General features: G+C 73.2%; 19 protein-coding genes and 1 pseudogene. 16 read left to right on the top strand and 4 right to left on the bottom strand.

Features of this window, described 5'->3' with window-relative positions:
• Window positions 1-16 precede the first annotated feature (16 nt).
• Window positions 17-358, top strand: a complete 342-nt coding sequence (locus B207_RS0100700; protein ID WP_018634584.1) for a DUF952 domain-containing protein — start codon at window positions 17-19, stop codon at window positions 356-358.
• A gap of 72 nt (window positions 359-430) precedes the next feature.
• Here the strand turns inward: B207_RS0100700 and B207_RS0100695 are convergent, their stop codons facing one another.
• Window positions 431-730 carry a 4a-hydroxytetrahydrobiopterin dehydratase gene (locus B207_RS0100695; RefSeq protein ID WP_018634583.1) on the bottom strand — a complete coding sequence of 100 codons (300 nt, stop codon included), beginning with the start codon at window positions 728-730 and terminating at the stop codon, window positions 431-433.
• Window positions 731-962: 232 nt separating this feature from the next.
• Between B207_RS0100695 and B207_RS0100690 the strand changes: the two genes are divergently transcribed.
• The 6 genes and pseudogenes from B207_RS0100690 to B207_RS0100660 all read left to right on the top strand — a co-directional run bounded on the left by B207_RS0100690 (window position 963) and on the right by B207_RS0100660 (window position 7,397).
• A complete protein-coding gene (locus B207_RS0100690) occupies window positions 963-1,427 on the top strand; it encodes a (deoxy)nucleoside triphosphate pyrophosphohydrolase (RefSeq protein WP_018634582.1) in 465 nt (154 codons plus the stop codon).
• Between the two features lie 192 nt (window positions 1,428-1,619).
• Window positions 1,620-3,461, top strand: a complete 1,842-nt coding sequence (gene typA, locus B207_RS0100685) for a translational GTPase TypA (RefSeq protein WP_026310526.1) — start codon at window positions 1,620-1,622, stop codon at window positions 3,459-3,461.
• 128 nt (window positions 3,462-3,589) lie between these two features.
• Window positions 3,590-4,504, top strand: a pseudogene (gene mshB, locus B207_RS0100680) (N-acetyl-1-D-myo-inositol-2-amino-2-deoxy-alpha-D-glucopyranoside deacetylase); the annotation flags it as partial.
• Between the two features lie 297 nt (window positions 4,505-4,801).
• Window positions 4,802-5,896 carry a S1C family serine protease gene (locus tag B207_RS0100670; RefSeq protein ID WP_084691937.1) on the top strand — a complete coding sequence of 365 codons (1,095 nt, stop codon included), beginning with the start codon at window positions 4,802-4,804 and terminating at the stop codon, window positions 5,894-5,896.
• 55 nt (window positions 5,897-5,951) lie between these two features.
• Window positions 5,952-6,629 carry a DUF6113 family protein gene (locus B207_RS42700; protein WP_154675062.1) on the top strand — a complete coding sequence of 226 codons (678 nt, stop codon included), beginning with the start codon at window positions 5,952-5,954 and terminating at the stop codon, window positions 6,627-6,629.
• 156 nt (window positions 6,630-6,785) lie between these two features.
• Complete coding sequence (locus B207_RS0100660) at window positions 6,786-7,397, top strand: flavin reductase family protein (protein WP_154675061.1); 612 nt, start codon at window positions 6,786-6,788, stop codon at window positions 7,395-7,397.
• Between the two features lie 47 nt (window positions 7,398-7,444).
• Here B207_RS0100660 and B207_RS0100655 read toward each other — a convergent pair whose 3' ends face one another.
• Window positions 7,445-8,350, bottom strand: coding sequence for a transglutaminase family protein (locus tag B207_RS0100655; RefSeq protein WP_026310525.1), 906 nt, complete (start codon window positions 8,348-8,350; stop codon window positions 7,445-7,447).
• 199 nt (window positions 8,351-8,549) lie between these two features.
• Window positions 8,550-8,933: a putative acetyltransferase gene (locus B207_RS43120; protein ID WP_456095346.1), complete on the bottom strand. Its 384-nt coding sequence runs from the start codon at window positions 8,931-8,933 to the stop codon at window positions 8,550-8,552.
• A gap of 89 nt (window positions 8,934-9,022) precedes the next feature.
• On the opposite strand from B207_RS43120, the gene fdxA reads away from it, so the two are divergent.
• The 6 genes from fdxA (at window position 9,023) to B207_RS0100615 (ending at window position 14,781) form a co-directional block, all read left to right on the top strand.
• On the top strand, window positions 9,023-9,346 hold the full coding sequence (gene fdxA / locus B207_RS0100640; protein ID WP_018634573.1) for a ferredoxin: 324 nt from the start codon (window positions 9,023-9,025) through the stop codon (window positions 9,344-9,346).
• A gap of 59 nt (window positions 9,347-9,405) precedes the next feature.
• Entirely contained in the window at window positions 9,406-11,067 is a 1,662-nt protein-coding gene (gene dapC / locus B207_RS0100635) for a succinyldiaminopimelate transaminase (RefSeq protein ID WP_018634572.1), read from the top strand.
• A gap of 177 nt (window positions 11,068-11,244) precedes the next feature.
• On the top strand, window positions 11,245-12,090 hold the full coding sequence (locus B207_RS0100630) for a 2,3,4,5-tetrahydropyridine-2,6-dicarboxylate N-succinyltransferase (RefSeq protein WP_018634571.1): 846 nt from the start codon (window positions 11,245-11,247) through the stop codon (window positions 12,088-12,090).
• Between the two features lie 36 nt (window positions 12,091-12,126).
• Window positions 12,127-13,224 carry a succinyl-diaminopimelate desuccinylase gene (dapE, locus tag B207_RS0100625; RefSeq protein ID WP_018634570.1) on the top strand — a complete coding sequence of 366 codons (1,098 nt, stop codon included), beginning with the start codon at window positions 12,127-12,129 and terminating at the stop codon, window positions 13,222-13,224.
• A 97-nt stretch (window positions 13,225-13,321) separates the two neighbouring features.
• Window positions 13,322-14,185: an LOG family protein gene (locus B207_RS0100620; RefSeq protein WP_407671332.1), complete on the top strand. Its 864-nt coding sequence runs from the start codon at window positions 13,322-13,324 to the stop codon at window positions 14,183-14,185.
• A complete protein-coding gene (locus tag B207_RS0100615) occupies window positions 14,182-14,781 on the top strand; it encodes an LOG family protein (protein ID WP_018634568.1) in 600 nt (199 codons plus the stop codon). Before B207_RS0100620 ends, B207_RS0100615 begins: the two co-directional genes overlap by 4 nt.
• Before the next feature lie 24 nt (window positions 14,782-14,805).
• Here B207_RS0100615 and folP read toward each other — a convergent pair whose 3' ends face one another.
• A complete protein-coding gene (folP, locus tag B207_RS0100610) occupies window positions 14,806-15,618 on the bottom strand; it encodes a dihydropteroate synthase (protein ID WP_051102312.1) in 813 nt (270 codons plus the stop codon).
• Between the two features lie 255 nt (window positions 15,619-15,873).
• On the opposite strand from folP, the gene B207_RS40960 reads away from it, so the two are divergent.
• From B207_RS40960 to B207_RS0100595, 3 genes are all read left to right on the top strand, one after another.
• Window positions 15,874-16,563 carry a DivIVA domain-containing protein gene (locus B207_RS40960; protein WP_018634566.1) on the top strand — a complete coding sequence of 230 codons (690 nt, stop codon included), beginning with the start codon at window positions 15,874-15,876 and terminating at the stop codon, window positions 16,561-16,563.
• A gap of 172 nt (window positions 16,564-16,735) precedes the next feature.
• On the top strand, window positions 16,736-16,903 hold the full coding sequence (locus B207_RS37685; RefSeq protein WP_018634565.1) for a DUF3117 domain-containing protein: 168 nt from the start codon (window positions 16,736-16,738) through the stop codon (window positions 16,901-16,903).
• Window positions 16,904-16,955: 52 nt separating this feature from the next.
• Window positions 16,956-18,791, top strand: a complete 1,836-nt coding sequence (locus tag B207_RS0100595; protein ID WP_018634564.1) for a leucyl aminopeptidase family protein — start codon at window positions 16,956-16,958, stop codon at window positions 18,789-18,791.
• Window positions 18,792-18,793 lie beyond the last annotated feature (2 nt).

The raw sequence follows: 18,793 nt of genomic DNA, 5'->3' as shown, positions 1-18,793 counted from the left end.
AACGGGTGACGAACGGATGATCTGTCATCTGGTTGGGCGGGACGAGTGGGCCTCCGGAGCGGGCAGCTACCGTCCCGCGAGCCTCGACACCGAGGGCTTCATCCACTTCTCCGCCCCGGAACGGCTGCTGGAGACGGCAAACCTGTACTACGCGGGCCGCTCCGACCTGCTGCTGGTCGTCGTGGACCCGCAGCGGCTGTCCGCTCCGCTCCGCTGGGAGCCGGCCGCCGGGCCAGCGGACCGCGGTGACGTGTTGTTCCCGCACCTGTACGGCCCGATCGACCCGGGGGCGGTGCTGGCGGTGACGCCGATCCCGTGTGGGCCGGGCGGAGCCTTCACGACGATGCCCGTCCTGTGACCCGGAACCAACGCCGGTTCGGAGCGCGGGACCAGCTCAGAAGGCGGGACCGGCTCAGAACGTGATGCCGGCTCAGAACGTGATGCCGGCGGAGCGCAGGATCGCCGAGATCCGGCGCGCGAGCTCCATGTCGAGCTCGGTCACCCCGCCGGCGGAGTGGGTCCAGACGGTGAAGGTCGTGCTGCCCGGGCCGTGCTCCACAACCGGGTGATGATCCATCTCGTCCGCCGCGCGCATCACCTCGTCGACGACGGCGGTCGCCTCCTCGCCGTCGACGAGGATCTCCAGGCGGATCCGGTCGGCGTCGCCGATCCAGCCCGGGAGGGCCTCCAGGGAGGTGGCGACAGCGCTGTTGTCCAGTCGTGTGGGCATCCGGGACTCCTCGGTGAGCGGTGATCCGTGTGAGGCGAACGGTGGCCTCGTGTGTGGTCCGTGGCCGTCCGGCTGCGTTGTGACCGGTCCCGCACCTCGCGCGGATCGTGCCACCCGCGGGCCGGCTCCGCCAGATCCACACGCGGTGGCCGGTGGCCGGTGGGCAGCGGCCGGTGGGCGGGCCCGGGGGTCCGGGGGTCCGGGCCCGCCCGGCTCTGGGAGAGTCCGGACCGTGGTCGGCACACCGGAGGAAGCACAGGGGCGTCCCGGCGGACCGGGGCGGCTGGTCGTCGCGGTCGCGCTGGTCGACAGCGCCCGGCGGGTCCTGGCCGCCCGGCGGACGTCCCCGCCGGAGCTCGCCGGGCTGTGGGAGTTTCCCGGCGGGAAGGTCGAGCCGGGGGAGGACGAGCTCGCGGCGCTGCACCGGGAGTGCCGCGAGGAGCTCCGGGTGGAGATCGAGACCGGTCGCCTGTTCGGGGAGATCGCGCTGCCCCGGCCGGGCTGGCGGATGCGGCTGTGGCTGGGCCGGGTGAGCGGCGGCACACCGGTCGCCGTCGAGCACGGCGCGCTGCGCTGGCTGGGTGTGGACGAACTCGACGACGTGCCCTGGATCCCCGCGGACGCCCCGCTCGTCGACGCGTTGCGGGTCGAGCTCGCCGATCCGGTGGATCCGGTGGACGGTTCGTGGGCACGGTGACGGTCCGCCGCGCGCGCTGTGTCGCGGCGAGTCCGTACCATGGAGATGGACCGCGGCGGTGTGGACGTCGTACACCCGGGCGGGGCCACCCCCTGGGTGGCGCGTCGAAGATCGCGGTCCTTCATCTGACGAACCGTTTCGGGGTCCAAGGTTCGAGCCCTGAAGCCCCACGTTTCCCCGGAGCTCACCACCGTGCCCGTACGCGCTGACCTTCGCAATGTCGCCATCATTGCCCACGTTGACCATGGCAAGACGACTCTCGTGGACGCGATGCTCCGGCAGTCCGGCGCGTTCGGAGAGCGCGGTGAGGCCACCGATCGGGTCATGGACTCGATGGACCTCGAACGCGAGAAGGGCATCACCATTCTCGCGAAGAACACCGCGGTACGTTTCGGTGACGTCACCATTAACATCATCGATACTCCCGGCCACGCCGACTTCGGCGGCGAGGTCGAGCGGGGCCTCGCGATGGTCGACGGCGTGCTGCTGCTGGTGGACGCGAGCGAGGGCCCGCTGCCGCAGACCCGCTTCGTGCTCCGCAAGGCGCTCGCCGCGCGCAAGCCCGTCGTCCTGGTCATCAACAAGGTCGACCGGTCGGACGCGCGTATCAGCGAGGTCGTCGACGAGGCCTACGAGCTGTTCCTCGACCTCGACGCCGACGAGGACCAGATCGACTTCCCGATCGTCTACTGCAACGCCAAGGCGGGCCGGGCGTCCATCACCCGCCCCGAGAACGGCCAGAGCCCGGACTCACCGGACCTCAAGCCGCTGTTCGACCTGCTGCTGGAGACGATGCCCGCCCCGTCGTACGTCGAGGGCGCGCCGCTGCAGGCACTGGTCACGAACCTCGACGCCTCGCCCTACCTGGGCCGCCTCGCGCTGTGCCGGGTGCACAACGGGACGATCACGCGCGGCCAGGCCGCGACCCTGTGTCGGGTGGACGGCAGCCAGCAGCGGGTGAAGATCACCGAGATGCTGATGACGGAGGCGCTCGAGCGGGTCCCGGCCGAGGAGGCCGGCCCCGGCGACATCATCGCCATCGCCGGCATCCCCGACATCATGATCGGCGAGACGCTGGCCGACACCGAGGATCCCCGCCCGCTCCCGGTGATCACGGTGGACGAGCCGTCCATCAGCATGACCATCGGCGTGAACACCTCGCCGCTGGCCGGCAAGTCCGGCAAGAAGATGACCGCGCGCCTGCTGAAGAACCGGCTGGACGCCGAGCTGGTCGGCAACGTGTCCATCCGGGTGCTGCCGACCGAGCGTCCCGACACCTGGGAGGTGCAGGGCCGCGGCGAGCTGGCGCTCGCGATCCTCGTCGAGCTGATGCGCCGCGAGGAGTTCGAGCTGACCGTCGGCAAGCCCCAGGTGGTCACCAGGGAGGTCGACGGGAAGATCCACGAGCCCGTCGAGCGGCTGACGATCGACTCGCCCGAGGAGTACCTCGGGGTCCTGACCCAGCTGCTGGCGCTGCGCAAGGGCCGGCTGGAGCAGATGGTGAACCACGGCACCGGCTGGATCCGGCTGGAGTACCTGGTGCCCGCCCGTGGCCTCATCGGGTTCCGCACCGAGTTCCTCACCGAGACCCGTGGCACCGGCCTGCTCCACCATGTCTTCGACCGGTACGAGCCCTGGTTCGGCGAGCTGCGCACCCGCCCGACCGGTTCGATGGTCGCCGACCGGTCCGGCGTCGCCACCGCGTACGCGCTGTTCAACCTGCAGGAGCGCGGCACGATGTTCGTCGCGCCGACGACCGAGGTCTACGAGGGCATGATTGTCGGTGAGAACTCCCGGGCCGACGACATGGACGTCAACCCGACCAAGGAGAAGAAGCTCACCAACATGCGTTCCTCGACCGGCGACGAGCTGGTCCGGCTCTCGCCGCACCGGCAGCTCTCGCTGGAGCAGGCGCTGGAGTTCTGCCGCGAGGACGAGTGCGTCGAGGTGACCCCGGCGACGGTGCGGCTGCGCAAGGTCGCGCTGACCGCGTCGGAGCGGGAGAAGCTGCGCTCGCGCCGCCGCACCGGCTGACGGCGCCCGCCAGCCCCGAACCGCACGCGCCGTACCCGGCCCAACCAACCAACCCGGCGCCCCACCTGCGCCGCCCCATGCGGTGGCGCGGGTGGGGGTGGCGCGGGTGGCCCACGTAGGGTCGTGCCGTGACACAAACCGTCGAAACGGTGCCGTTTCAGCCGCCCCGCCGGGTGCTGTTCGTTCACGCCCACCCGGATGACGAGGTCATCTCGACCGGGGTGACCATCGCGTCCAACGCCGCCCGGGACGACACGCACGTGACGCTTGTCACCTGCACGCTGGGCGAGGTCGGTGAGGTGCTCGTCCCCGACCTGATCAACCTGCGGGCAGACCGCGGTGACCAGCTCGGCGGCTACCGCATCGGCGAGCTCGCGCGGGCCTGTGCCGAGCTCGGGATCACCGACCAGCGTTTCCTCGGCGGTCCCGGCCGCTGGCGCGACAGCGGCATGATGGGCACCGAGGCCAACAAGGATCCGCGCTGTCTGTGGCAGGCGAGCCTGGACGAGGCGTCGGAGGCCCTGGTCCGTGTCGTCCGGGAGGTCCGGCCGCAGGTTCTCGTCACCTACGACGCGAACGGCGCCTACGGGCATCCGGACCACATCCGGGCTCACGATGTGTCCGTCCGTGCCTTCACGGATGCCGCCGACCCCGAGTTCGCGCCCGATGCCGGACCGCCCTGGCAGATCGCCAAGCTCTACGAGACCGCGATGCCGAAGTCGGTCGTGCAGGCGAGCATCGACTACTTCCGGGAGCACTCGCCGGGGAACAACCCGTTCGAGGCCGAGTCGGCGGACGACGTCCCGCTCGCCGTCCCGGACGACAGGATCACCACGCTGATCAGCGCGGAGGAGTTCCTGCCGGCGAAGCTGGCGGCGATGCGCGCCCACCGCACGCAGATGGCCGTCGACGGCTTCTTCTTCGCGCTCGCCGACGGCATCGGCCAGCGCATCTGGTCCGCGGAACACTTCGTTCTCACCCGCGGTGAGTCCGGCGCCGAGCCGGGCGCACGTGAGGGCGATCTCTTCGCAGGCCTGCCGCTGCCGCGCNGACCCGCCGGCCCCGCCGGCCCCGCCGGCCCGCCGACCGCGTCGACCCGTCAGCCGTGGTGCAGCGCCGCCGTGTCGCCGCTGGTCCGTCCACGTAAGTGGTGTTTCCGCCGAGGGTGGACGCCAGGGCGGCATGTCCTTCTCAGGTGCAGTCGTTGATACAGATGCAACGCTGTAATCAGTGCGAGGAGGTTCGGATGGCCCAGCACGGCAGCGCCCGCCCGAGCCCGAAGGGGTGGCTCGCGCCCCTCGAAACCCCGGGCGTGACCGTCATCCCCGAGGGCGGCACCGATGTTCCGTAACCGGGGGGTGCCCCGCCCTGGGGGCGAGCCGGCCGAACCCGGCCGCCCTGCGGAGCCGGCCGAACCCGGCCGCCCTGCGGAGCCGGGCCGACCCGGCGGCCCGGGTGAGTCCGCCGGCGCCGGTGCTGACGCCGCTGCCGCTGCCGACAACGCCGCGTTGGACGCCTACTCGAGGATCGTCACCCGGGTGGCCGAACAGGTGACCCCGAGCGTGGCCAGCCTGCGGGTCCGCACCCCGCGCGGCCCCGGCGCCGGCTCCGCCGTCCTGTTCACCGAGGACGGCTTCCTTCTCACCTCCGCCCACGTCGTCGAGGGAAACCACGCTGGGACGTCCGTCGGCACCGCGGAGTTCGTCGACGGGACCGAGCGGGCCGTCGACCTCGTCGGCGCCGATCCGCTGTCGGACCTCGCCGTCCTGCGGGCCCGGGGGGCCACGCCGGCGCCGGCCCAGCTCGGCGACGCGGCCACCCTGCGGGTCGGCCAGCTGGTCGTGGCCGTCGGCAACCCGCTGGGGCTGACCGGGAGCGTCACCGCCGGTGTCGTCAGCGCACTGAACCGATCACTGCCGACCCGTTCCGGCTCCGCGGTGCGTGTCGTCGACGAGGTGATCCAGACCGATGCCGCGCTGAACCCGGGGAACTCCGGCGGTGCGCTTGTCACCGACGACGGCCGGGTCGTCGGCGTCAACACGGCCGTCGCCGGTATCGGGCTGGGCCTTGCGGTGCCGGTGAACAGCACCACCCGGCACATCCTCGCCGCGCTGATCCGGGATGGGCGGGTCCGCCGCGCCTACCTCGGGGTCGCCAGCGCGCGGGTCCCACTGCCGTCCGGCCTCGCCGGCCGGACGGGGCAGCGGTACGGCCTGCGCCTCGCGGAGGTGGTGCGGGGGAGCCCGGCGGGGCGGGCCGGCCTGTTCGCGGACGATCTCGTCCTCTCGGTGGCCGGGACGCCGGTGGCCGGGCCGGGTGATCTGCAGCGGCTCCTCTCCGAGGACACCATCGGGCAACCGGTGGAGATGACGGTCTGGCGGCGCGGGGCACTCGTGGACGTCGTCGCCGTGCCGGTGGAGCTCGCCGTCCGCTGAGGAGGGGACGCGGGTCGATCACCCGTTCGCCGCCGGCGCTCGAACCGAACGGTCCATGGCCTACTGTCGGAGAATGCCCCGTCCGACCCGTGGCCCCGGCCCCAGCTCAGGCCCCGGCAAGGCTGCCCGCGGCAGGCCTGCCCGTAGCGGGGGCGGAGCCGCCACGGGCAGAAGCGGCTCCGCCCCCGCTACGAGGGGGGCCGCTCCCGGCAGCGAGCCCGTCCCGGCCGCCCCGTCCGTCCAATCAGTTCCGCCGGTTCCGCCGGTCGCATCGGTTGCTGCCGGCCCGCACGCGCCGGGACGGGTCCTCCTCGGCGGGTCCTACGCCTTCGGCGTCCTCGCCGGGTTCGTGCTCGGGTTGTACGGGGTGGTCCTGGTGACTGCCGGGCCGCGGCCGGGAGGTTTCCTGATCTCGGTCGGCCTGCTGATGGCGCTGGTCGGCAACGCCGGTGCGGCGCTGCTGGTCCGCTGGCTGACCGGTACCCGACTCGGAGCGATGATCATCCTGATCGGCTGGCTGCCGATCGTCCTCGCGCTGGCCTCGTCGCGGACCGAGGGTGATCTTCTGCTCAAGGCGTCGGCGACGGGCTATCTCTTCCTCGGGATCGGCGTGCTGACGCCGGTGGTCGTCGCCGTGGTCGGGAAGGCCCGGCGCGGCCTGACGGCCCTGCCGCCGATGGCAGCGTCCCCGAGGGTGCCGTCACGGCCTGCGCCGCGGGCTGGCGGGGGCTGACCGGCGGCGCGCGCCGCCATGGGGCATCGAGCGTGGTCGGCCGGGCCGTCGCGTGGGTTCTGCCGCCACCGGCGGGTGTGCGGTGGCGGTGTCGATGGTCACTGATGGGGAACCGGGGCCCGGTGTGGCCCCTGCCTCGGCGGTAGCGTGGCCGCCGTGGCAAGCCCAGCGCGCCAGCCCCTGCCCGAGCCCGTCCCCGTGGACTCGCCTCGTGCGCGATCCCGTCCCGCGGATGCGCCCGGAATCCTGGAGCGGCCGGACCCAGATGCCTTCCGCAAGGTCGTCGGGCGGTTCGCCACCGGTGTCACCGTTCTGACCACCGTCGTCGACGGACGTCATCTGGCGATGACCGCGAACTCGTTCGTCTCGGTGTCGCTCGAGCCGTTGCTGGTCCTCGTCAGTGTCCGGCAGGACGCCCGATTCCACGATCCGCTGCTGGCGGCCGGGGTGTGGGGGGTCTCCGTCCTCGCGGACGACATGAGCCAGGCGTCCCGCGACTTCGCCCGGCGGGGCGGCGCGGCGGATCCGGGTGACCGGCAGCTCCGCGGCTGGGCGCATTCGCTCGGGCCGCGCACCGGTGTCGCGCTGCTGGACGGTGCGCTGGCACTCCTGGAATGCGGCACTGTCGCAACCCATCCGGCCGGTGACCACACCCTTGTCGTCGGCGAGGTGATGGGCCTGGCCCGACCCCGCCCGGACGCGGCGCCGCTGGTCTTCTACGAGGGCGCCTACCTGTCGACCGGCCCGCGCGCGGGCGACGGGAGCTGAGGCGACGGGAGCTGGGACAGGCGGGAGCTGGGACGGGCGGGAGCTGGTCAGTTGAGCTTGGCCCGCGCGGAGCCGGCCGCCTGTCGGGCCGCCGCCGATGCCGCGGGCTCGACGGTCGCGACGGCATCGGCGAAGTTGGTCAGATCCCGGGCACCGCCGAGGAAGTCGCCCAGCCGGACGCGCAGTTCCCCGCGCTCCCGCCGCAGTGCCGCCGGGTGGTGCGGCAGCAGCAGGGACAGCTCGACCGCCCACAGGCGGGTCCGCGGGACGTCCGTGCGCGCCGCGAGCACCCGGATGTTGCCCAGGATGCGGGCCAGCAGGTCCTCCGGGGACATCGGGGCGAGATGCGCGCGGGTGAACGGGGTGCCGCCGGCGCGCACCCGGGCCGCCGCGTCGTGGACGGACATGATCCGGCCACCGGAGTAGGGGTCGACCAGGATGTTCTCGCCGGGCGCGCCCACCGCGACGATCACATGCCCGGGCAGCCCGACCGCGTAGGCGGGGATGCCGAGCCGGCGCGCGACCTCGATCCAGACCACGGACAGCAGGATCGGCAGGCCGCGGCGGCGGCGGAGCACCTCGGGAAGCAGGGAGGCCCGGAGGTCGTCGTAGTCGCTGTCGTGACCGGCGAACCCGGCGTGCTCACCGAGCGACTCGCCCAGCGTCTCCGCGGCGACCCGTAGATCCAGGCCGGCGAGGAGGCCCCGGCCGTCGGCGGCCGGCTCGGCGGCGGCCTCCGCCGCGGGCTGCCCGCGGCCGCTGCCCCGGGCGGTCGCGCCGCGCGCCGCGAGCAGCGGGGCCGTCTCCGCGGCCAACGCGTCGAGCGCCCGGCTCGTCTCGACCGGGTTCGTCTCGGGACCGGCCTCGGCGGCGATCAGATGACACGCGAGAGCGAGGTCGACCTGCTCGCGCCGGACGACCGTGGCGAACATCCGCCTGCTGTGGGCGCTCACCGCTGGACCTCCACGTTCGGATCAGCCCGTCCGAGCCGACCGGCGTCTGCGTCGATCCGGGGACCGATCAGGTCTGGGCCCACCCCGCCCGGCCCTCCGCGCTCCCGCCCGGGCCCACGGATGTGCGCCCGGACCCCTCACCCTGCCTGTCCAGCACGCGGACCAGTCGCTCGCGTCCCGGTGGCCGTCCTGCTGACCGTCATTGTCCTTCAGTATCGCCGCGGGGGGCGCCGCGGTCCGCCCCGTCCTTCGGGTCATCCGGCGGGACGTCCTCTTCTGTGATCTGCTTGTTGCGTTCCGCGATCTCCTGGCGGCGGCCTGATCCGGCCTGATATGAACCGGGTGCCTGGCCGGGGGATCGCCCGGTGGCCCGGCGGGGTGTCGGGGGGACGACACGCGCCGCCACTAGGGATTCCTCGGGCACGCTCACTGTCGTACCGTCGGAGCGACGGAGGCGAAGCTCGCCTTCGGACCAGGACTCAAGCGTGCCCAGAACATCACTCAGGGGGAGCGGTCCGGGAATACGACGCCGGATCACGACCCGTGAGCCGATGTCTGCTGGAGTGATGTGGACGACATACACGACCAGTGCACGCCCTTGCTGTCGACACCGAACTGTCCAGGTCGATACTAAGGAACTCAGTCGTCCGTGAGCTCGAGGAGGAACGTCCGGTGACCTACGTCATCGCGGAGCCCTGTGTTGATGTAAAGGACAGGGCATGCATCGAGGAGTGCCCGGTCGACTGCATCTACGAAGGCGGACGGATGCTCTACATCCAGCCTGACGAGTGCGTCGACTGTGGTGCGTGTGAGCCTGTCTGTCCGGTGGAGGCCATTTACTACGAGGACGACGTCCCCGAGCAGTGGAAGACCTACACCGACACGAACGCCACGTTCTTCGAGGAGCTCGGCTCGCCGGGTGGAGCGTCCAAGGTCGGCGCACTCGAGTTCGATCCGCCCGCCGTCTCGGCGCTGGCCCCCCAGGCCGAGTCCTGACCGGTCCGGGGGAGTCGGCTGGACCGCCCCGGACGATCCGATCGCCGGGGCGGTCTCGGGTGCGGCTGCCCGATTTTCCGTGGGACCATCTGGTCTCGTTCAAGGAGAAGGCGCGGGCCCACCCGTACGGTCTGGTCGACCTGTCCGTGGGGACTCCCGTCGACGCGACGCCGCAGGTCGTGCGGCACGCGCTCGCCGGGTCCGCGGACGCTCCCGGCTACCCGCTGACCGCGGGGACACCGGATCTGCGTGAGGCGGCGGCCGGCTGGCTGGCCCGCCGTCTCGGGGTGGTCGTCGAGCCGTCCGCCGTGCTGCCGGTGCTGGGCACCAAGGAGCTGGTCGCCCAGCTCCCCGCCCAGCTCGGGCTGGAACCCGGCGACCGGGTCTGGGTGCCCACCCCGGCCTACCCGACCTACGAGGTCGGCGCGCTGCTCGCCCGCTGCGAGCCCGTCGTCGGGCCCGCCGAGGGCGTCACCCTGGTCTGGCTGAACTCGCCCGGGAACCCGACGGGCCGCGTGCTGTCCGTCGAGGAGATGCGCGCCGTCGTCAACTGGGCCCGTGAGCGCGGCGTGATCGTCGCCAGCGACGAGTGCTACATCGAGCTGGGCTGGGAGGCCCGTGCCGTCTCGGTGCTGCATCCGGACGTGTGCGGCGGCTCCCACGAGGGCCTGCTCGCCGTGCACTCGCTGTCCAAGCGGTCGAACCTGGCGGGCTACCGGGCCGGTTTCGTCACCGGTGACCCGGAGCTCGTGGACGGCCTGCTCCAGATCCGCAAGCACTCCGGCCTGATGATGCCGACGCCGGTGCAGGCCGCGACCACCGCAGCGCTCGCCGATGACATGCACGTCGCCGACCAGCGCGCCCGCTACGCCAACCGCCGGGCCGTCCTCGCCGCGGCGCTGGCCGTCGCCGGCTTCACCATCGACCACAGCGAGGCCGGCCTGTACCTGTGGGCGACCCGCGGTGAGGACTGCTGGGTCACGGTCGACGCGCTCTCCAGCGTAGGTGTCCTGGTTGCGCCCGGCAGTTTCTACGGCGAGTCGGGCCGGCGCCACGTGCGTGTCGCGCTCACCGCGCCCGACGCCCAGATCGCCACCGTTCCCGAGCGGATGACGATGCTCCCGATGACGGGCGGCCAGAACGCCCAGAGCGGGCGTCCCGGCCAGTACGGCGTCGGTGACGGCTGGGCCCAGGGCCCGGCGGCCACGGGCGGCTACCCGCAGCCGCCCCAGCCGCCCCAGCCGGCTCACGCCCGCCACGACGCCTACCAGAACAGCTACCAGGACGCCTACCCGCCGGAGAGCTACCCGCCGGAGAGCTACCAGCAGCCGGAGAGCTACCAGCCGGACCGTTACGGGACCGGCGATGCCGCGCACACCGGCGGCCACCGTGTCGGGGGCTCCGCCAGTCCGGCGGGGGCGTTCGACCGCGACCACCGCTACCGGACGGACCAGCCTGCCCCGCGGCCGTACGAGACGGGCCAGCAGCCGCTGCCGCCGTACAGCACCGGCCAGAACCCGCTGCCGCCGTACAGCACCGGGCAGCAGCCGCTGCCGCCCTATGACACGGGCCCGAGCCATGCGCCGCAGTACCGGTCCGCCGCGGCTCCGGAGGCGGATGCGCCCGCCGGCACTTCGGGCCCCGGCAACCCCGACGGTTCGGGTGGCCCGGCAGACCACGACGGTGCCCGGGGCTGGCGGGCGGAGCCGGACATCCGCTGACCGTCGGCTGAGACCGCCGGTCCGGGTCCGCCATCGGCAGCCCCGCCTCCGGCCACGCTCCGGCGTTCCGTCGAAGTCGGTCGAAGTCCGTGGTCGCGCGCGCCGCCCATGGTCCGGACCGTAGGGTCTACAGGCGTGAGCAGCGTGAGCGAAGGAACGTCCAGCAGCCCGGCCGGTGTGGCCGGGGCGCCCGGCGGCGGGGTCGGCTCCCCGCTGGACCGGGCCATCGACGACCTGTGGGAGCGCCGGGCCGAGCTGACCCCGGACGACACCCAGTCCCGCAAGATCATCGTTGGCGCGGTCGACGCGATCGACGCCGGCGAGGCCCGGGTGGCGGTGGTCGGCACGGACGGATCGGTCGTCGTCGACGAACGCGCGAAGCGCGCGATCCTGTTGTCGTTCAAGGTCCTGCCGATGGTCGAGTCCGCCGCCGGGGACTTCAGGTTCCACGACCGCGTGCCGCTCAAGACCCGGTTCGACGGTGTCCGGGTGGTCCCCGGCGCGATCGTCCGCTGGGGTGCGCACATCGAGCCGGGCGCGGTGCTGATGCCCAGCTACACCAACATCGGTGGCTACGTGGGCGCCGGGACCCTGGTCGACACCTGGGCGACGGTCGGCTCCTGCGCCCAGGTCGGGCGCAACGTGCACCTGTCCGGCGGCGTCGGCCTCGGCGGGGTGCTGGAGCCGCCGAGCGCGGTGCCGGTCGTGGTGGAGGACGACGCGTTCGTCGGCAGCCGCTGCATGGTGGTCGAGGGCGCACGCGTGCGGCGCGGGGCGAAGCTCGGCGCGGGTGCCATCCTGACCGCCTCGACGCACGTCTTCGACGCCGTCACCGGCGAGGAGTACCCGCGCGGCGAGATCCCCGAGCGCGCGGTGGCGGTCGGTTCCAGCCGGGTCCGCTCGTTCCCGGCCGGCGAGTTCGCCATGCCGTGCATCCTCGTCCTGCGCACCCTGGCGGAGGGCGAGATCCACGACAAGCTCGCCCTCAACGACATCCTGCGGGAGCACGGCGTCGCCTCCTGACCCGGGCGGGTGCCGCCGGCCGTTAGGGTCGGCGGCATGGAGCTCGACCTGGCCCTCCCGGTGACCGACCTGACCCGTGCCCTCGTCGACGTCCCGTCGGTCAGCGGTGACGAGGCGGTGCTGGCGGCGGCCGTCGAGACGGCGCTGGGAGCGCTGGGCGGTCTCGAGGTCCGCCGGGACGGCGACGCGGTGCTGGCCCGCACCACCCGCGGTCTGCCGTCCCGGGTCCTGCTCGCCGGCCACCTGGACACGGTGCCGATCGCCGACAACCTGCCGGCGCGTTTCGACGGCCCCCGCCTGTACGGCTGCGGGACGTCGGACATGAAGGCCGGCGTGGCCGTGATGCTGCGGCTGGCCGCGTTGCTCGGTACGGCTACCGCTAGCCGTACCGATGTCACGCCCCGGCATGACGTGACCTGGATCTTCTACGACAACGAGGAGGTCGCGGCCGAGCGGAACGGGCTGCGTCGGCTCGCCGCCGGCCACCGCGACTGGCTGGACGCCGACCTCGCCGTGCTCATGGAGCCGACCGCCGGCGAGATCGAGGCAGGCTGCCAGGGGACGCTGCGTGCCGTCGTCACGACCCGCGGCCGGCGCGCGCACTCGGCCCGTTCCTGGCTCGGCGACAACGCGATCCACGGGACGGGGGAGCTGCTCACCCGGCTCGCCGCCTACCGCCCGCGCTCGGTGACCCTGGACGGCTGCACCTACCGTGAGGGGCTGTCCGCGGTCCGGATCGAGGGCGGGGTCGCGGGCAACGTGATCCCGGACGAGTGCCGGGTCACCGTCAACTTCCGGTTCGCCCCCGACCGGGACGTCCCCGGCGCCTTCGCGCATGTGGCCGAGGTGCTCGACGGGTACGAACTGGCCCTCGACGACAGTGCCGCCGGGGCGCCGCCCGGGCTGTCCGCCCCGGCCGCGGCCGCGTTCGTCGCGGCCACGGGGCGCACCCCGGTCGCCAAGTACGGCTGGACGGACGTCGCCCGGTTCGCCGCGCTGGGCATCCCGGCGCTCAACTACGGCCCCGGTGACCCGAACCTCGCCCACACCCGGGACGAGTACGTCGACGTGGCGCTGATCGAGGAGGCGGAGCGCGTTCTCGGCTCCTACCTGGTCACCGGCACGTCGGTGTGACCGCCCGGGCGTGGCACGGCCCGATCCCGGGCTCCGGGGCCGGGAACCCCGGGTTCCGGGGCCGGGAACCCCGGGGCGCACGGCATATCTGCGTATCGTGCGGGGCGTGACCCGCTCTGCCTCTCCTGATTCGACGGGGCCGCCGCCGGAGCAACGCCGCGGTCCGGTGACGGCCCGTCATGGCCAGGTGCAGGCGTCGACCACCGACCAGCGTCTGCTCGGCACCCGCAGCCCGGCGTCGTTCGTCCACAGCGACCCGTGGCGGGTGCTGCGCATCCAGAGCGAGTTCGTCGAGGGGTTCGGCCTGCTCGCGGACCTGCCACCGGCGGTCACCGTGTTCGGGTCGGCGCGGGTCGGCCGGAACGAGCCCGACTACGAGCTTGGACGCCGGCTCGGCGCCGCGCTGGCCCAGGCCGGCTACGCGGTGATCACCGGCGGCGGCCCGGGCGCGATGGAGGCGGTGAACCGGGGCGCGCGGGATGCCGGCGGCCTGTCGGTCGGCCTGGGCATCGAGCTGCCGTTCGAACAGTCGCTCAACGACTGGGTCGATCTCGGCGTGAGCTTCCGGTACTTCTTCGTCCGCAAGACGATGTTCGTGAAGTACGCCGAGGCTTTCGTGATCATGCCGGGTGGTTTCGGCACCCTCGACGAGCTCTTCGAGGCGCTCACCCTGCTGCAGACCGGCAAGGTCACCCGCTTCCCGGTGGTGCTGATGGGAACCAGCTACTGGGCCGGCCTGCTGGACTGGCTGCGCACCACCGTCCTCGACGCGGCCCGGATCAGACCGGGCGATCTCGACCTGGTGACCCTGACCGACGACGTCGACGAGGCGGTGCAGGTCATCCTGCGCGGCACCGGACGGCTCGATCCGCCCGGTGGGCAGGAGACCGGCGAGCAGACACGCAGCGGCAGCGTCGCCGGTGGCGGAGCCGGTGGGCCGGTGCCGACGGACCCGTCGTGAACATCTGCGTGTACTGCTCGTCGTCCGACCTGATCGATCACTCGTTCGTCCTGCTCGCCGCCGAGGTCGGCGCGGAGCTGGCCCGGCGCGGCCACAGCCTGGTGTCGGGCGGCGGGTCGGTGTCGTGCATGGGTGCCGTCGCCCGCGCCGCGCGGGCCGGCGGTGCGCACACGATCGGGGTCATCCCCGAGGTGCTGATCGCGATGGAGGTCGGCGATGCCGACTCCGACGAGCTGATCGTCACAGCCACGATGCGTGAGCGCAAGGCGGTGATGGACGACCGGGCCGACGGTTTCCTGGCCCTCCCCGGCGGGCTGGGCACCCTGGAGGAACTGCTGGAGATCTGGGTCGGCGCGCTGCTCGGCCTGCATGCCAAGCCGGTCGTGGTGCTCGACCACGACGGCGTGTTCGCGCATTTGCGCATGCTCGTCGAGGACCTGGTCACCCGAGGCTTCGTGCGCCCGCCCGCCCGGGACATCGTGGTCTGGGCCACCAGCGTCACCGAGGCTCTCGACATCCTGGAGAGCCGCGCCGCCGGGCACGGGCCCAGCCACCCACCGGCGCCGACCTCGGCGGAGCTCGCCGAAGGGGAGTAGCCCCCGGTGTGGCGAACGCCGGTGTCAGACGACGCCGCGGCGCGCGATGCGCAGATCGACATCCCCGCGCAGCGCGGCGACCATCCGCAGCGCGCGCCAGGTCGCGGTCACCTGGTGTGCGCGGAAGACGCGGGCGCCGAGCCAGGCCGCCACGGCGGTCGCCGCCAGGGTGCCCTCCAGCCGCTCGTCCACCGGGGCGTCCAGCACCTCGCCGACGAAGTCCTTGTTGGACATCGCCATCAGCACCGGCCACCCGGTGGCCACCAGCTCCGGCAGCCGCCTGGTCGCCTCCAGCGAGTGCCGGCTGTTCTTGCCGAAGTCGTGCCCCGGATCGATCAGCACTCCGTCCGGCCGCACCCCGAGCGAGACCGCGCGCTCGGCCAGCCCGACGGTTGTGGCGGCGATGTCGGCGACGACGTCGTCGTAGGCGATCCGGTGCGGGCGGGTCCGCGGTGGCAGGTGGCCGGCATGGGTGCAGACCAGACCGGTGCCGAACTCGGCGGCCACCTCCGCCAGTTCCGGGTCCACGCCGCCCCAGGCGTCGTTGAGCAGGTCGGCGCCCTCGCCCGCGACCACCCGCCCGACCTCGGCACGCCACGTGTCGACGCTGATCACCACGTCCGGGTGGCGGCCCCGCACGGCGGAGACGAACCCGCCGATCCGGCGCAGCTCCTCCGCCGCGTCGATCTCCTCGCCCGGGGCCGCCTTGATCCCACCGATGTCGATGATCGCGGCGCCGCCGCCGACCGCCGCCTCGACGGCGGCGAGAGCCTCGGCCTCGCCGTAGGTGGCGCCGCGGTCGAAGAACGAGTCCGGCGTGCGGTTCACGATCGCCATCACGACGAGCTCGGACGGGCCGAACACGCGCGCACCGAGCCGCAGCGGCCGGGCGGCCGGTGCCTGGCCGCTCGTCGGGCGAGGGTTTCCCGTGGGATGTGGATGTCCGGCCTGGCGGGGGTCGGCGGTCGGGTGAGGATCAACGGGCACCCGGCCCAGCCTGCCAGACATCCTGCCGGCCAGGCGAGGCATCCCACTGGCGCGTCAGCTGTCCCGGGTCGGCCGGGCGACGCCGCCCATGGCACGATCGACCACGTGGTGCTCGCAGTGGAGATCGTCCTCATCGCGACGGTCGTGTTCGTCGTGGCCGCGCTGGCCGTCGGGCGGTTCGACCGGTTGGCGCCCGCGGCGCCGGACGGGCCCCACGTCGGTCTCGGCGGCCAGACCGTCGCCTCCGGTGACGTCGAGGCGGTTCGTTTCGGGATGGCGGCGCGCGGCTACCGGATGGCCGAGGTCGACGCGGTGCTGTCCCGCCTCGCCTACGAACTGGCCTGGCGGGACGAGGAGCTCGCACGCCGGGACGACGAGCTGCTGCGCCTCGCGGAACTCGCACGCCTCGGCGGCGTGCGGGACCCCGCCACCGACCCGGGGGATGACACCGCGGACCAGCTCTACGCCGACAGCGCCCCGACGGACAGCGCCCCGACGGACAGCGGCACGTCCGCCGACCGCGGTGCGACCGGCCGCCCCGCTGACGAGCCCGACCCCGCTGGCCCCGCTGGCGAGCCCGGCCCGATCGAGCCCAGCCCGACCGAGCCCGGCCCGGCTGGTGGCCGTGGCCCGGTGTCAGGCCTGGGCACCTCCACCGACCTGGGCGTGGCTCGGGGCGATGCCCGCCACGACGGGCCCGACCGGGGCGAGCCGCGCGGGCCCCGTCCCGTCCAGGACCAGCCCGGCGAGCCCGGCACCGTGTCGCTGGACAAGGATGCCGATGGGCAACAGTAGTGAAACGCATCAGATCCACTAGCGCCGAGCCTGGAAGTGCCCGGAAGACCATCGAGATCACTACCCTGCCGTGACCGTTGTGATTCCCTGCTGGGACGTGTTTCCGTTTGCGGGCGGGTCTCCGGGATAATCGTCGTCAGACGCAGGTCCGACGGCAGGAAGAGGTGCACCGATGGCGGCCATGAAGCCGCGGACGGGTGACGGTCCGCTCGAGGTCACCAAGGAGGGGCGCGGCATAGTCATGCGGGTCCCGCTCGAAGGGGGCGGCCGGCTCGTCGTCGAACTCACGGCCGACGAGGCGAGCGCGCTGGGTGACGCCCTCAAGGTCGCGGTCGGTTAGATTCGGTGGTCATCAACCACCACCGAGGCATCCGCGGCACGCGGTGCCCGGTATGAGCCCTGTCGCAGCCGTCGCCGGCCCCGATCTGCTGGAGTCGAGGTACCGGGCCCCGCTCGTCATCCTCACCTCTGCTGACCTTCCGTTCCTCCTCCCGCCCGCAGGCGGGCCGGCGGGGCCGGCGGGGCCGGCCGGTGAGGCCGACGGGTCCACCGCTGACACCGACGGCGCGGTCGCTGACTGCGCCGTCCTCGCCGTCGTGGCCGCACCCGTCGACGGCACTGTGGTCGTGTCGGACCGCGGTCAGCGGGCCTGCGCCGGTGTCGGGGTCGATGTGGAGCAGCTGATCGAGAACGAGGGCTTCCGCGCGGATACCGGCGGGGTGCTGGTGGTTCCCCTGTCCCGGGCCGAGCGGCCGTGGCGGCTGATGCTGCTCGGTGTGGGTTCCGGCGAGGTGGCTGACTGGCGCGCGGCCGGTGCCGCACTCGCGCGGCGCGCGGGCGCCAAGGGTAGGCCCCTCGTCGTCGCGGACCTGGACGCCGACCGGGCCCACGCCTTTGTGGAGGGCTTCTCTCTCGGCTCCTACCGGCTGGCGGATGCGGTCTCCGGCGCTCCGCCTGACGGGGACCGGGCCGCCGCGACGACTGCACCCGGCGCCGAGGTGGCTGGGGTGGCGGGCGGGTCCACCGGTCCGACCGAGGCGGCGGCAGGCGAGCTGACGACAGGCGAGGCGGCGACAGGCGAGCCGGCGCGCGAGGGGTCGGACGCCGCGGGAACCGCGGGAACCGCGGGGGCCGCCGTCGCGGCGGAGTTGCGTGCCGATCGGGTCGTCGTCCTGAGCGTCGAGCAGGCCGGGGAACCGGTCATCGCGGAGGCCGTGCGCCAAGCGAGGGCGGTCGCGGACGCGGTGTGCCTTGCCCGTGATCTCATCAACATGCCGAGCCTGGTCAAGACGCCACACTGGTTCGCCGAGCAGGCGCGCCGGGTTGGCGCCGAGGCCGGTCTGGAGGTCACCGTCCTCACCCACGAGGACCTGATCCGTGAGGGTTTCGGCGGGCTGGTAGCGGTCGGCGGCGGGTCGCCGCGTCCGCCCTGCCTTGTCCGTCTCACCTACGACGGCCCGCCCGCGCCCGCGGGGGCCGCTCCCGGCCACCGGGTGCTGGTCGGCAAGGGGATCACGTTCGACTCCGGCGGTCTGTCCCTCAAACCGTCGGTCTCGATGGCCAGCATGAAGACTGACATGTCGGGTGCGGCCGCCGTCCTGGGAGCGATGACGGCGCTGGGGGATCTGGCGGTTCCCGGCCGGGTCACGGCGCTGCTCTGCCTGGCGGAGAACATGATCGGCGCATCCGCTGTCCGGCCCGGCGACGTGATCACCTGCTGGGGCGGGACCACGGTGGAGGTGCTCAACACCGATGCCGAGGGGCGCCTGGTGCTGGCCGACGGGCTCGCCTACGCGGCCGCGACCCTCGAACCCGACCAGATGGTCGACCTCGCGACGTTGACCGGCGCGATCACGGTCGCGTTGGGCCGGCGCACCGCAGGCCTGTTCGCTTCGGACGACACGCTCGCCGCCGAGCTCACAGCCGCGTCCGCCACCGCGGGGGAGCGGGTCTGGCGCCTGCCGCTCACCGAGGAGTACCGACCGGCGATCGACTCCCCGGTCGCCGACCTCGCGAACATCGGCCGGGCGCTGGACGTGAACGGCGGCTCCATCACCGCGGCGCTGTTCCTGCGGGAGTTCACCGCCGGCCGGCCGTGGGCGCACCTCGACATCGCCGGCACCGCCCGCGCGGACTCCGACGATGGCGAGATCAGCCGTGGCGGCACCGGGTGGGGTGTCCGCACCCTGCTCGCCTACCTGGCCGGAGCCGGAACGGCCGAGGCCTGAGC

The organism is Parafrankia elaeagni (assembly GCF_000374165.1).
In the GTDB taxonomy this organism is placed as follows: domain Bacteria; phylum Actinomycetota; class Actinomycetes; order Frankiales; family Frankiaceae; genus Parafrankia; species Parafrankia elaeagni.
The sequence above is the reverse complement of the archived record's forward strand: the minus strand, read 5'-3'. Positions and strand labels throughout refer to the sequence as shown.

What these genes read in the sequence shown, in the direction of transcription:
- B207_RS0100695 (WP_018634583.1), bottom strand. Translation starts at nt 730, where the DNA reads ATGCCCACACGACTGGACAACAGCGCTGTCGCCACCTCCCTGGAGGCC.
- B207_RS0100595 (WP_018634564.1), top strand. Translation starts at nt 16,956, where the DNA reads ATGAGCCCTGTCGCAGCCGTCGCCGGCCCCGATCTGCTGGAGTCGAGG.
- B207_RS37685 (WP_018634565.1), top strand. Translation starts at nt 16,736, where the DNA reads ATGGCGGCCATGAAGCCGCGGACGGGTGACGGTCCGCTCGAGGTCACC.
- B207_RS0100700 (WP_018634584.1), top strand. Translation starts at nt 17, where the DNA reads ATGATCTGTCATCTGGTTGGGCGGGACGAGTGGGCCTCCGGAGCGGGC.
- dapE (WP_018634570.1), top strand. Translation starts at nt 12,127, where the DNA reads ATGGAGCTCGACCTGGCCCTCCCGGTGACCGACCTGACCCGTGCCCTC.
- B207_RS42700 (WP_154675062.1), top strand. Translation starts at nt 5,952, where the DNA reads ATGGCCTACTGTCGGAGAATGCCCCGTCCGACCCGTGGCCCCGGCCCC.
- B207_RS0100670 (WP_084691937.1), top strand. Translation starts at nt 4,802, where the DNA reads ATGTTCCGTAACCGGGGGGTGCCCCGCCCTGGGGGCGAGCCGGCCGAA.
- folP (WP_051102312.1), bottom strand. Translation starts at nt 15,618, where the DNA reads ATGGCGATCGTGAACCGCACGCCGGACTCGTTCTTCGACCGCGGCGCC.